The sequence below is a fragment of the Gulosibacter sediminis genome (assembly GCF_030011715.1).
Taxonomy (GTDB): domain Bacteria; phylum Actinomycetota; class Actinomycetes; order Actinomycetales; family Microbacteriaceae; genus Gulosibacter; species Gulosibacter sediminis.
Map to the genome: position 1 here is coordinate 215,436 of NZ_JASCYH010000001.1, position 11,748 is coordinate 227,183.

11 protein-coding genes and 1 pseudogene are annotated in these 11,748 nt (G+C 66.1%); 8 read left to right on the forward strand and 4 right to left on the reverse strand.

Features of this window, described 5'->3' with window-relative positions:
• Positions 1–80 precede the first annotated feature (80 nt).
• Together QM019_RS01115 and QM019_RS01120 are read left to right on the forward strand one after the other, a co-directional pair.
• Positions 81–1,484, forward strand: a complete 1,404-nt coding sequence (locus QM019_RS01115; RefSeq protein ID WP_125105968.1) for an RNA polymerase sigma factor — start codon at positions 81–83, stop codon at positions 1,482–1,484.
• Between the two features lie 10 nt (positions 1,485–1,494).
• On the forward strand, positions 1,495–2,184 hold the full coding sequence (locus QM019_RS01120; protein ID WP_282851532.1) for a coenzyme F420-0:L-glutamate ligase: 690 nt from the start codon (positions 1,495–1,497) through the stop codon (positions 2,182–2,184).
• Here QM019_RS01120 and QM019_RS01125 read toward each other — a convergent pair.
• Positions 2,171–3,220, reverse strand: coding sequence for a sugar-transfer associated ATP-grasp domain-containing protein (locus tag QM019_RS01125; protein WP_282851533.1), 1,050 nt, complete (start codon positions 3,218–3,220; stop codon positions 2,171–2,173). The two genes, QM019_RS01120 and QM019_RS01125, sit on opposite strands and share 14 nt — an antisense overlap.
• Before the next feature lie 93 nt (positions 3,221–3,313).
• Here QM019_RS01125 and QM019_RS01130 point away from each other — a divergent pair, with 93 nt between their 5' ends.
• The gene (locus tag QM019_RS01130) at positions 3,314–5,398 is read left to right on the forward strand and encodes a DNA gyrase/topoisomerase IV subunit B (RefSeq protein WP_282851534.1); all 2,085 of its coding nucleotides are present in this window, start codon (positions 3,314–3,316) and stop codon (positions 5,396–5,398) included.
• 81 nt (positions 5,399–5,479) lie between these two features.
• Here the strand turns inward: QM019_RS01130 and QM019_RS01135 are convergent, their stop codons facing one another.
• Positions 5,480–6,985: a trypsin-like peptidase domain-containing protein gene (locus tag QM019_RS01135; protein WP_282851535.1), complete on the reverse strand. Its 1,506-nt coding sequence runs from the start codon at positions 6,983–6,985 to the stop codon at positions 5,480–5,482.
• A 12-nt stretch (positions 6,986–6,997) separates the two neighbouring features.
• On the reverse strand, positions 6,998–7,939 hold the full coding sequence (locus tag QM019_RS01140) for a DUF4031 domain-containing protein (RefSeq protein WP_282851536.1): 942 nt from the start codon (positions 7,937–7,939) through the stop codon (positions 6,998–7,000).
• Between the two features lie 22 nt (positions 7,940–7,961).
• Here QM019_RS01140 and QM019_RS01145 point away from each other — a divergent pair, with 22 nt between their 5' ends.
• The 3 genes from QM019_RS01145 to QM019_RS01155 all read left to right on the forward strand — a co-directional run bounded on the left by QM019_RS01145 (position 7,962) and on the right by QM019_RS01155 (position 9,502).
• Positions 7,962–8,669, forward strand: coding sequence for a M50 family metallopeptidase (locus QM019_RS01145; protein WP_282851538.1), 708 nt, complete (start codon positions 7,962–7,964; stop codon positions 8,667–8,669).
• 154 nt (positions 8,670–8,823) lie between these two features.
• Positions 8,824–9,003: a hypothetical protein gene (locus QM019_RS01150; RefSeq protein ID WP_164509684.1), complete on the forward strand. Its 180-nt coding sequence runs from the start codon at positions 8,824–8,826 to the stop codon at positions 9,001–9,003.
• A gap of 73 nt (positions 9,004–9,076) precedes the next feature.
• A complete protein-coding gene (locus QM019_RS01155) occupies positions 9,077–9,502 on the forward strand; it encodes an SRPBCC family protein (protein WP_282824348.1) in 426 nt (141 codons plus the stop codon).
• A 12-nt stretch (positions 9,503–9,514) separates the two neighbouring features.
• On the opposite strand, the gene QM019_RS01160 is transcribed toward QM019_RS01155, so the two are convergent.
• Entirely contained in the window at positions 9,515–10,291 is a 777-nt protein-coding gene (locus QM019_RS01160; RefSeq protein WP_193127833.1) for an SDR family oxidoreductase, read from the reverse strand.
• 18 nt (positions 10,292–10,309) lie between these two features.
• On the opposite strand from QM019_RS01160, the gene QM019_RS01165 reads away from it, so the two are divergent.
• Together QM019_RS01165 and QM019_RS01170 are read left to right on the forward strand one after the other, a co-directional pair.
• Positions 10,310–11,062 carry a glycerophosphodiester phosphodiesterase family protein gene (locus QM019_RS01165; protein WP_282824351.1) on the forward strand — a complete coding sequence of 251 codons (753 nt, stop codon included), beginning with the start codon at positions 10,310–10,312 and terminating at the stop codon, positions 11,060–11,062.
• Positions 11,063–11,120: 58 nt separating this feature from the next.
• Positions 11,121–11,465: pseudogene (locus QM019_RS01170) on the forward strand (RNA polymerase-binding protein RbpA); the annotation flags it as partial.
• Positions 11,466–11,748 lie beyond the last annotated feature (283 nt).

Consider the following 11,748-nt stretch of genomic DNA (forward strand, 5'->3'; position numbering starts at 1 on the left):
CTATCTGCCCCAATCTATTCCGCCTCGGCGGGACTTGACTTGGGCATTCGTTTTGCCCGCACCACTTGAGGGGGTCCGTAATGGCAGCAGGAGCAACGCCGAACGTGACGGCCGCACGTTCGAAGGAAGAGCTTTCCGCGCTCAAGGTCGCAGACCTGCGCGCGATTGCGAAGGAAATTGGCCTGACCGGCGCCTCGACGCTGAAGAAGGATGACCTCGTCGGTGCCATCATTGCGCACGAGGGCGGCGCCCCAGCGTCGGCCGCCGCGCCGAAGAAGGCGCCGGCGAAGAAGACGGCCGCGAAGAAGGCAACGCCCGCCGACGGTGACGAGCACATCGTGGTCGACCTCGACGAAGACCACGAGGTCGATGAGAAGGACATCGAGACCTCGACCGACGACGAAGAGCACGCCGAGAAGGACGAAGACCCAGACCTCGGCAAGCGCGATGACAAGAGCGAGGATCCCGAGGAGGACGCCATCAAGGCGGAGTCCGCGGTGAAGGCCGCCGGCGCCCTCGTACTCAAGAACACCGACGATGACGACACCCCGGTCTACTCGGGCACCATCACGGGTGCCACCGCCGACCCCGTCAAGGACTACCTGAAGCAGATCGGTAAGGTGCCGCTGCTCGACGCCGCCGAAGAAGTCGACCTCGCAATGCGCATCGAGGCGGGCCTGTACGCCGAGGACAAGCTCCTTCGTCAGCCCGACATCGAGGCCAAGCTCAAGCGCGAGCTCAAGTGGATCGTCCGCGACGGCAAGCGCGCAAAGAGCCACCTGCTCGGCGCCAACCTTCGACTCGTCGTCTCGCTTGCGAAGCGCTACACGGGTCGCGGCATGCAGTTCCTCGACCTGATCCAAGAGGGCAACCTGGGTCTCATCCGTGCGGTCGAGAAGTTCGACTACACGAAGGGCTTCAAGTTCTCGACCTACGCGACCTGGTGGATCCGTCAGGCCATCACGCGCGCGATGGCCGACCAGGCCCGCACCATCCGCATCCCGGTGCACATGGTGGAGGTCATCAACAAGCTCGCCCGCGTGCAGCGACAGATGCTGCAGGACCTCGGTCGCGAACCCACTCCGGAAGAGCTCGCGCACGAACTCGACATGACGCCCGAAAAGGTCGTCGAGGTGCAGAAGTACGGCCGCGAGCCGATTTCGCTGCACACGCCCCTCGGCGAGGACGGTGACTCGGAGTTCGGTGACCTCATTGAGGACACCGAGGCGGTCGTGCCGGCCGACGCCGTGAGCTTCACGATGCTGCAGCGTCAGCTCGAGTCGCTGCTCGACTCGCTCTCCGAACGCGAGGCCGGCGTAATTCGCATGCGCTTCGGCCTCGGTGACGGCATGCCAAAGACGCTCGACCAGATCGGCGAGACGTTCGGGGTGACGCGTGAGCGCATCCGCCAGATCGAATCCAAGACCATGGCGAAGCTCCGCCACCCGTCGCGTTCGCAGTCGCTGCGCGACTACCTCGAGTAAGGAGACGCGTATGCAGGCGAATGATGGCAAGGCCCTGACCTCGACGGTCGACGGCACCGACTACCACCGCATCCCGATCAAGACTCGCGTGGTCATGCCGGGTGACGACCTCCACGAGGTCGTGCGCACGTACGCCGCCGACGAGGTGCAGGACGGCGACGTGCTGTTCATCACCGAGAAGATCGTGGCGATCACCCAGGGACGTTCGATGTTGACCAGCGACATCAAGCCGCGCCCGCTCGCGAACTTCCTCGCCAAGTACGTCACCAAGACGCCCTACGGCATCGGCCTCGGCATGCCCGAGACCATGGAAATGGCGCTGCGCGAATGCGGTACCCCGCGCATCCTGCTCGCCTCGGGTGTCGCCGCGGTGACCAAGGCGTTCGGCCGTTCGGGCGACTTCTACCGGGTTGCCGGCGAGAAGGCCCGCGCGATCGACGGCCCGACCAAGAACACGATTCCTCCGTACAACGAGTCCGTCGTGCTCGGCCCGAAGGACCCAATGCGCGTTGCTCGCGACATCAAGATCCTGCTCGGCAACAAGGTCGATGTGCTCGTTGTCGATATCAACGACATTGGCGGCAACATCCTCGGCACGACGCTCGAGCGAGAGCAGAACGACACGTTCGTGCGCATCCTCAGCGACAACCCGCTGGGTCAGGGTCACCAGTCGACCCCGATGGGGATTATTCGCCGATAACCGCTCGGTAGCGCGGGAGCAGGCCCCGCCGCACACCCGACACCGAAGGCTTCGCCTGGAAGACACCGGTGTTGTAGTTGCCCTCGATCAGCACGGGACGATCCGGCGCGATCGCGACGTCCCAACCGACGTAGGGCACCTCCGGGATGCGGCGGGCGGCTGCCGCCACCAGTTCGAGCGCGCGCTCGAAGTGCGGCACCTCGAAGCCGACGATCGGCACGCCACTGAGCGGATGAATCGAGTGGATCGCGTTGTTGTCGTCGAAGGCGGGGCACTGCGCGATGCCGGCCTCGTCGAGCATGGTGTACATGCCGCCGCCCGAGAAGTTGTCGACGTCGCCGCCCGCGCCGATGCGCAGCGCGACGGCAATCACGTCGACGCGGTCGCCGTTGTTGAACGTGACGATGCGCATGGTGTTCACGCTCGACTCGTTGAGCGCCGCGAGGTGGGGGTGCTGCACGAGGAACTCCTCGAGCAGAAACTGCCGGTTGCTCATCCGAATCTTGCGGAAGCGCGCGAGGTCAGTGCCAATGTCGTCCGGGCGCACGCGCTCGATTCCCTTGCCACCGAGCGAATCGGGCACCTTCGCCATGAGGTTCGGGTGCCGCTCGACGAAGTCCGCGAGTTGCGCATCGCTCGCGGTGCGCACGTCGAGCCACTCCCGGCCGAGGAGGTCGTCGAACTCGACATTGAAGTTCGACTTGTCGGCCAGCCGCAGGTTCGCCTGCTTATCGGTGTTGAAGCGGCGCGCGTAGTGGTCCGACTTCGGATGCGTCATGAACGTCGTGCGTTCGGCCTTCGACAGAATCGCGAAGTCCCAGTCTTGGTAGTCCTGGAACGCACACTCGTACTTCGCGGCCGACCAGAACATGTCGAGGGCGACGCCGATGCGCGGCTTGCGGAAGTGCTTCGAGATGTCACCGGCGAGTTGCCACACGCGCGGCAGGTTGAGTGCCTTCACCCGCCCTACGAGATAGTTCACACGCAGCTTGTTCGCGGATGCACCAGGCACAAAATCCTCTTCCGTCGGCGACACAGTGGCTTCGATGCTACCGCGACAGCGGTGCGCCTTGCCGCCTGACTGCCCGGCAGTCGATAGGATTCAAGCTTGGACTAGGAGGTTCCGGTCATGGCGCAGGCGTATTCGGCTGAAGATCTACAGGTACTCGAGGGGCTCGAGGCGGTGCGGAAGCGACCCGGTATGTATATCGGTTCGACCGATTCGCGCGGGCTCATGCACTGCCTGTGGGAGATCATCGACAACTCGGTCGACGAGGCGCTCGGCGGCCACGGCGCGAAGATCGACATCCTCCTTCACCAGGACGGCTCCGTCGAGGTGCGCGACGAGGGTCGCGGCGTGCCGATCGACATCGAGCCCCGCACTGGTTGGACCGGCGTGCAGGTGGTTTACACGAAGCTGCACGCGGGCGGCAAGTTTGGCTCGACCAACTACGGCGCCGCTGGTGGTCTGCACGGCGTTGGCGCATCCGTCGTCAACGCGCTATCGAGCCGCCTCGACGTCGAGGTCGATCGTGGTGGCAAGACCTACGCCATGAGCTTCCAGCGCGGCCACGCCGGAGTCTTCGCCGATTCCGGCGAGCCCTCGCCCGAATCGGCCTTCACCGAGCAGCCCGGCCACGCCGAGTTGCGAGTGGTCGGCAAGGTGGGCAAAAACGTCACGGGTACGCGGGTGCGGTACTGGGCCGACCCGCAGGTGTTTGTGCGCGACGCCGCGTTCCAGCTCGAGCAGCTGCGCGACCGCGCCCGCCAGACGGCGTTCCTCGTGCCGGGCCTCGAGATTCGTCTTTCCGACGAGCGCGACCCACAGGCCATCGAGCAGGAGTCATTCAAGTACGACGGCGGCATCTCGGAGTTCGTCGAGTACCTCGCGCCCGACGCGGCCCTCACCGACATCTGGCGGATGGAGGGGGAGGGGCACTACCGCGAAACCGTTCCCGTGCTCGACGACAAGACGGGCCACATGGTCTCGCGCGAGGTCGAGCGCCGCATGGAGGTCGACCTCGCCCTGCGGTGGGGCGCCGGTTACGACACCGTCGAGCGCAGCTTCGTCAACATCATTGCGACGCCGAAGGGGGGCTCGCACGTGAGCGGCTTCGAGGCAGGCCTGCTCAAGGTCGTTCGCGACGAAGTCACGAAGAACGCGCGCAAGCTCAAGGTCGGCAACGACAAGCTCGACAAGGATGACATCCTCGCAGGCCTCACCGCCGTCGTGACCGTGCGCATCCCTGAGCCGCAGTTCGAGGGTCAGACCAAGGAGGTGCTCGGCACCCCGCAGGCGCGCAACATCGTGCAGAAGACGATCGTCGACGGCATGAAGGAGCGCTTCGGCTCGACGAAGCGGCAGGACAAAACCGAGGCGTCGATGCTGCTCGAGAAGATCGTCACCGAGATGAAGAGCCGCATCGCGGCGCGCGCCCACAAAGAGACGCAGCGCCGCAAGACCGCGCTCGAGAACTCTTCCCTGCCCGCGAAGCTCGTCGACTGCCGCACGAACGAGGTCGAGCGCTCCGAGCTGTTCATCGTTGAGGGTGACTCGGCGCTCGGTACCGCGAAGCCGGCCCGCGACTCCGAGTATCAGGCGCTCTTCCCGATTCGAGGCAAGATCCTCAATGTGCAGAAGGCCTCGCTCGCCGACATGTTGAAGAATGCCGAATGCGCCAACATCATTCAGGTGCTCGGCGCGGGATCAGGTCGCTCATTCGACCTCGACCAGGCGCGGTACGGCAAGGTCATCATCATGTCCGACGCGGACGTCGACGGCGCGCACATTCGCACGCTGCTGCTCACGCTGTTCTTCCGCTACATGCGCCCGATGCTCGAGGCCGGTCGCGTCTACGCCGCTGTGCCGCCGCTGCACCGAGTGGTCGTCATGAACGCCGGTAAGAAGCCGAACGAGACCATCTACACGTACAGCGAGAAGGAGCTCCAGGCGCTGCTGAAGAAGCTCGAGCGCTCGGGCAAAAAGTATCAAGACCCCATTCAGCGCTACAAGGGCCTCGGCGAGATGGACGAGGACCAGCTCTGGGATACGACCATGAACCCGCAGCACCGCTTGCTGCGGCGCATGAACCTCAAGGATGCGGCCGAAGCCGAGCGGATCTTCGAGGTGCTCATGGGCAACGAGGTCGCCCCGCGTCGCGAGTTCATTGTCGACGGCGCCGAGCACGTCGTTCCCGAGCTCATCGACGCCTAGGCTGCCCCGCGCATCCGCCTTCTCCCTGGCCGCATCGCTGGGGACGCACGATTGACGCAGCCGCCGTGCGCCCCACGAGAACTAGCCGTTGAGGCTGGGGGAGACGCCGAGCTTCACGTCGATGTCGATCTGCTTCCCGTCACGGATGACCGTCAGCGTCGCTGTGTCGCCTGCCTTGAGCGTGCGCACGGTGCCGACGAGGCTCGATGAGCTCGAGATGTCCTGACCGTTCACCGCGATGATGAGGTCGCCCTTCTTGACGCCCGCATCGTCCGACGGACCGTCGGCGGTCACTTCCTGCACCTCGGCGCCGAGCACCGTGCTGCCGTCCAACTCGGCCTGACCGTCGGTGTTCGCGGTACCGAGCCACGCGTGCTCAACCTCGCCCGTGTCGATGAGCTGCTGCGCCACGTTCTGCACGAGCACGGTCGGAATCGCGAAGCCAATGCCGATGCTGCCCGACGTGCCCGACGAGTCCGTGCCAAGGGTCGCGATCGACGAGTTGATGCCGACGAGCTGGCCCGTCGCGTCGACGAGCGCACCACCCGAGTTACCCGGGTTGAGCGCGGCCGAGGTCTGAATCGCATTGGTGACGACGGCGTTGCCGCTCACCTCGCCGGTGTTCACCGGGCGGTTCAACGCCGAGACAATGCCGGTCGTGTACGAGCCTGAGAGGCCGAGGGGCGACCCTATCGCCATGACACCGTCGCCGACCTCAAGCGCGGTTGAGTCACCCACCGTCATCGGCACGAGTGTGTCGGGCGCATCGGTGACCTGAATCACCGCGAGGTCGGTCGCCGGGTCGGTGCCGAGCACGGTCGCCTGGTAGCCGCGGTTGCCGATCGTGACGGTGACGGCAGAGTCGCCAGAGGCCCCCTCGACGACGTGATTGTTCGTGACGATGTGGCCCTCGCCATCCCAGACGACGCCAGAGCCTTGGCTCGTGCCCTGTGACGTCTCCACCTGAATCGAAACGACCGAGTTTTCGAGTTCGGCCGCCACGGCAGTCCAGTTCGTATCGTTCGCATCCGCCTGCACGACCGTGCCGGAGGAGGACGTGTTGATGCCACCACCCGCGGGCAGCAACGCCCACGTGCCCACGGCGCTACCCGCACCGACGATGAGTGCAGTAGCCGCTGCGACGCCGATGACACCGCCGGTGCTCAGGCTGCGCTTCTTCGCGGGCTTCGTCGACGACGAATCCGCGGATGCTCCTGCTGGCTGATATTCCGGGTGCATGGTCGCCGCGAGCGTCGGCCCACCAGGAAACTGCTGCGTCGGCGTGCTCGGAAACTGCTGGGTCGGCGCGTCGGCCTGGTTCGGTCCCGCCTCCTGCTGGCCGGGCGCCAGGGGGATGCCGTAATTCACCTGCGTCGTCGGCGCGGGCTCTGCTGCGGCAGGAGCAGGCCTCCCGAACTGCGTCGTCGGCGCGTCCTGCGCACCCGCGGCGGGGGAGCCGCCGGAGGGGGAGTAGCCCGCACCCGAGTCGGTGCTCGAGGGTGCGGTACCTGGGGTATTGGGGGCGCCAAGCGGCGGAAGCGAGGGCATGTGGCCGTGCTGCGGGGCTCCGGGCTGTTCTTCGGACATGAAGGAATCCAATCACCGCAAGGCTGAGCGTTCTGCGGAAAGTTGTCGAATTTCAGTGGTCAGGTTCATGCGAGCACGCTGATCCCAGAGCTCGGATGCGGTCGGGGAATGAAATAGTTCCCGCCGCGCCAGAAGGTCCTGCAAAATGTGCAGTCGCCCCTCGACGAAGTCGGTCGCCGGCACGTGCGCGTACTCGCGACGAATTCCCTCGACATACCTGCGGTACCGGGCATCTGCAGCCGCGAGAATCGCGAGGTCGGCGTCGCGGAGCAATCCCGCCGCATCCTCATCACCGGGTTCGAGCACCACCCCAACTACGGCGCTCGGGTCGGTGCTGAGAATCAGCCGAGCAACCTGATCGGCCACCATCGAGCCCCGGCCAAGCGCCAGCAATTCGGCACGTGCCAGCTCGGCCGAAGCACGCTCGTCGGCACCCGGCGCGCCTTCGTACACGGCGTCATGGTACCAGGCGGCAAGCAGCGTCGCACGGGGCACCTCTGCGCCGGATGCCCAGAGCAGGTCGAGGTGGAGGAGCACGTCATGCAGATGTTCGGCGTCGTGATAGCCGCGGTGCGGCTCCTGCCAGCGCGCGAGGAGCCGCTCGCCAGTATCCGCCCAGGCGGGGGAGCCGTGACCAAGCTCTGCCCACCACGCGCGCAGCTCGGCCAGCCGGGCCCGCGGCCGCTGCGCATCCCGCTGCGCCTGGGGGATGCGCAGCCCCGAGGCTTCGAGACGACGCACGAGTTCGTGCCCGGTCACGGCCACCGCGCCCGCCGCGACGAGCCCGGGGAGTTCGTCTTCGCGCACGTCGTAGTGGTCGAGGTCGAAGCGCCGCCGCGCGAGCCGTTGGCTGTGGGCGAACGCGTGCAGTTCGGCGAGGGAGTGGTCAGACACGAGGTGCGCCCAGCGCAGGCCGTGGGCCGGCCAGCGCGCGGGATCTACGAGAATTGTCACCTGGCAGACGATAATTGCCCATATGGAAGATCTGCCGTGGCTTGACTCAATTGTGTCGCGAATTGTGCCACCCGAGACCGCGCCGAGCATCGATGCGACCGTGTTGTGGTGGGTGCTTGCCGCGGCACTCGTCGCCTGCGCCGTGCCGGTCGTCTGGCTGCGCGTGCGGCTCGGCGTCACGCTCGTGCACGAGCTCGGGCACGCATTCGTCGGCGTGATGGTCGGCCGCAAGTTCAACGGCTTCGTGCTGCGCGGCGACATGTCAGGCGCAGCGGTGACGCAGGGCAAGCCCAGGGGATTCGGCAGGGTAGCGACGACCTGGGCGGGGTATCCGGCGCCCGCGATCCTCGGCGCGGCCCTCGCGTGGTTCGTCGGCCGAGGATGGGCCGCGCCGACCGTGACGCTGCTCATGCTGCTGCTCGCGATCGCGATGATCCGCGTACGGTCGTGGCTCACCGCGGGTGTCACCTTGATCTCGCTCGCTGGTTTCGCGGCGCTCTGGTGGTGGCGCGACGACGAGATTCAGTCGCTCGTGCTCATTGCCATTGCGATCGTTCTCGTCGTTGGTGCCTGGCGACACCTCGGTGCCGTCGTGGCGCAGCCGAGCACGAGCAGCGACCCGGGCGTGCTGGCGCAGCTCACGCGCGTGCCGGCGTTGCTGTGGAACCTCAGCTTCGCCGTCGTGTGCGGCCTCGCAACGTGGGGAGTGGCGCAGTTCTTCCTGCCGTAGTTCGCGAGCGGAGGCGACTTCGCGATAATGACATAATGTGCATTATCGGATAACGCCACGCTTCCCGCGGTGCACCGAGGATCCCCAGGCATCGCGTAGTATTACTCGCAGTGGCTCCGGCCCTTCTAGCTCGCCAACCTTAGGGAGAAACGCAGTGAACGCGCTCATCGCCATCTTCAGCATCCTCGTCTTCGTTGCAGGACTCTGGTGCTACGGCCTCGCGTTCCAGATGCCGACCGACACGCTGTCGCTGCTCGTGTTCATTCTCGGCGTCCTGCTCAACACGCTCGCGTTCTTCATTCCCTGGCAGATCGTCGGCCACGGTCGAAAGTAACAACTTCATAACAGCCGCAATTGCGCCCTTGGTTCCACCGAATCAGGGGCGTTCTGCTTATCAGGAGGACCGCGTGGCCTACACGCCTTCGCTCGACATTTCGGTGCGCTTCACTGCGCCGGTCGAGCGTGTCTGGGATGCGATCGTCGATCGCAACGAGTTCGCGACTTGGTGGCCCGATGGCGGCCACATCGAAGCCCGCAAGGGCGGCGAGCTCAAGCTGACCACGCCGCGCCCAAAGAAAAAGCGCGACCGGATGCTCACCGGCAAGGTGGTGAGCGTCGAGCCCTACGCGAAGATCGTGATCGAGGTCAACGCGCAGCCGCGCGACCGCGACACACGCCTGACGCTGCTCTTCAGCCAGCTCAAGCACAAGTCACGCCTACGCCTCATCGAGGAGGGCTCCGACAGCCCGGCCTCCGGCGTCACCCTGCAGGAAGCCCGCGAAGGATGGCGCGAGGTGCTTGCCGAACTCGACAAGCACCTCGCGGAAAAGTAGTTCGCCGCGTCGCTATTCGACGCCAAAGCTCGACACGTCACCGACGAGTCGAAGGTGGTCGGCGGGCACGGGCTCGAAGGCCGCGGCAGCCACCTCGGCGGCAAATTCGGCCACGTTATAGAGTTTGCCAGCCTCCTCGCGGCGTGCCTCGATGGCACCCGGGTTAAGCCGGTTGAGCAGCGTCGCGGTGATCGTGCCCTCGATCATGTCGCCCGAGACGATGACGAACTCGATGCCATCGGCCTCAAGGGACGGCACGAGCTCCAGCAGGGCGTCCTCCCCTGCGCGCTTCGACTGCGCGACGGCCTCGTACTCGGGCATCGTCTCGGTCGTGCGGATGAAGTGGGCCTGGTGGCTCGTGACGAAGACGACGCGCGAGCCGGCGCCGAGCAGCGGGCGAGCCGCGTTGAGGGTGTTCACCTGGGCGTCACGGTTGAGGCGCAGGGCATAGTTCTCGCCAAGGTTCGCCTCCATGCCGCCGGATGCATTGAGCACGAGCACGTCGAGACCGCCGTAGGTTTCGCCGATCGTGGCCATCATTGCGGCCAGGCTGGCGTCGTCGGTAAGGTCGGCGGCGACGGCAATCGCGGTGCCACCGGCCTCCTCGATTTCCTGGACGAGCTTGTCGGCGCGAGCGGCCTTGTTGCGGTAGTTCACGACGACCTTGGCGCCGGCATCGGCGAAGTAGCGGATCGTGTCGGCACCCACGCCACGGGACGAGCCAGTGACGAGCACGCGCATACCGGCGAGCGAGCCGGGCGCAAACGGATTCAGCGATGAGTCAACCATGCAGGCAATTCTAGTGGGGTGACGTACTTCGCTCCGCCAGGCCCCCGCATCCTCGCGCATCGCGGGCTCGCCCTCGACGCTCCCGAGAACACCATCGCGGCGTTCGAGTCGGCATGCGCCGTGGGTGTCACCCACATCGAGACCGATGCGCACGTCACCGCAGACGGCGTCGCCGTGCTCTGGCACGACCCCAACCTCGCCCGCTGGAATGGCGACGGCACCGCGGTTGCCGACCTGAGCGCAGCGCAACTCGACGAGCGGACGGTTGACGGGCACCGCATCCCGACCCTCGCCGCGACACTCGCAGAACTGCCCCGACCCCACTTCAACATCGACGTCAAGACGCCCACCGCCGCTCGCGCGGTGATTCGGTCGGTGAACGCCGCCGGGGCCTTCGACCGAGTGCTGCTCACCTCGTTTCACGAGCGCACGGCGAAGATGCTCCGCGCACTCGCGCCCGCGGCGACACAGGGCGCGCCCACCGAGCGCGTCGCACTGGCCCTCGCGGGAATACGCCTGCGCTCTCGGTCGTTGGTATCGAGAGCGCTGGCACCGGTCGATGCGGTGCAACTCCCCTGGCGTGCAGCAGGAATTGATCTCGTGACTCCCCCGCGCCTCGCCTGGTGGCACCGGTACGTGCGCGAGGTGCACGTGTGGACAATCAACGACGCGAGCGAGCAGCTCGAGCTACTTCGTCGGGGCGTGGATGGCATCGTGACCGACCGATCCGATATCGGTATGCGCGTGCTCAGGGAATACCTGGCAGAATAGAGATTTGGCATATGCGCGTTGCGCGCTCACGCCAGTCGAAGACCACGAAAGGAACCCAATGGCAGATCGTAGCCTGCGAGGGATGCGCCTTGGTGCGCAGAGCCTGCAAAGTGACGAGGGCGTGGTGCTCGTCGATCACCAGCTCCGCACGTACCAGACCGAGGACGGCGAGCGCTTTGTGGTGACCTTTGCCGCCGACGCCGAGGCACCGCAGGTGTGGCCGTCGCCGAAGACTGGCGTCGAGGGCCGCCTGCTCGACACCGAGGGCGACATTGTGCCCTACGACGCTCCCGAGGCGAAGGCACAGCGCACCCACTGGGACATGCTGCTCGAGCGTCGCACCGTTGAAGACCTCGAAGAGGTGCTGCAGATTCGCCTCGACTACCTGCGTGAGCGCCGCGGCACCAACACCGCGCGCCGCGAGCCAACCGCGGGCCTGCCGCAGAACGCCGCGGACGCGCCCGAGATTGAGATCGAGGGTCGCGCGAAGGCTCAGACGGCTGCCGAAAAGGAAGCCGCCGCGAAGGAAGCCAAGAAGAAGAAGCCGGCCGCGCCGAAGAAGAAGAAGTAGCGACCGCGGGCGCCGCGGCAAGCGCTAGTCTCGCCGTCGCGGCGCCGCGACCACGATCGCAAGGCCGACTCCACCTGCCAGCAGATCGATCGCGTCACCGAAGACGGTCGCGGGG

Coding starts and splice junctions, on each gene's coding strand:
- QM019_RS01115 (WP_125105968.1), top strand. CDS start 81: ATGGCAGCAGGAGCAACGCCGAACGTGACGGCCGCACGTTCGAAGGAA.
- QM019_RS01120 (WP_282851532.1), top strand. CDS start 1,495: ATGCAGGCGAATGATGGCAAGGCCCTGACCTCGACGGTCGACGGCACC.
- QM019_RS01130 (WP_282851534.1), top strand. CDS start 3,314: ATGGCGCAGGCGTATTCGGCTGAAGATCTACAGGTACTCGAGGGGCTC.
- QM019_RS01135 (WP_282851535.1), bottom strand. CDS start 6,985: ATGTCCGAAGAACAGCCCGGAGCCCCGCAGCACGGCCACATGCCCTCG.
- QM019_RS01145 (WP_282851538.1), top strand. CDS start 7,962: ATGGAAGATCTGCCGTGGCTTGACTCAATTGTGTCGCGAATTGTGCCA.
- QM019_RS01160 (WP_193127833.1), bottom strand. CDS start 10,291: ATGGTTGACTCATCGCTGAATCCGTTTGCGCCCGGCTCGCTCGCCGGT.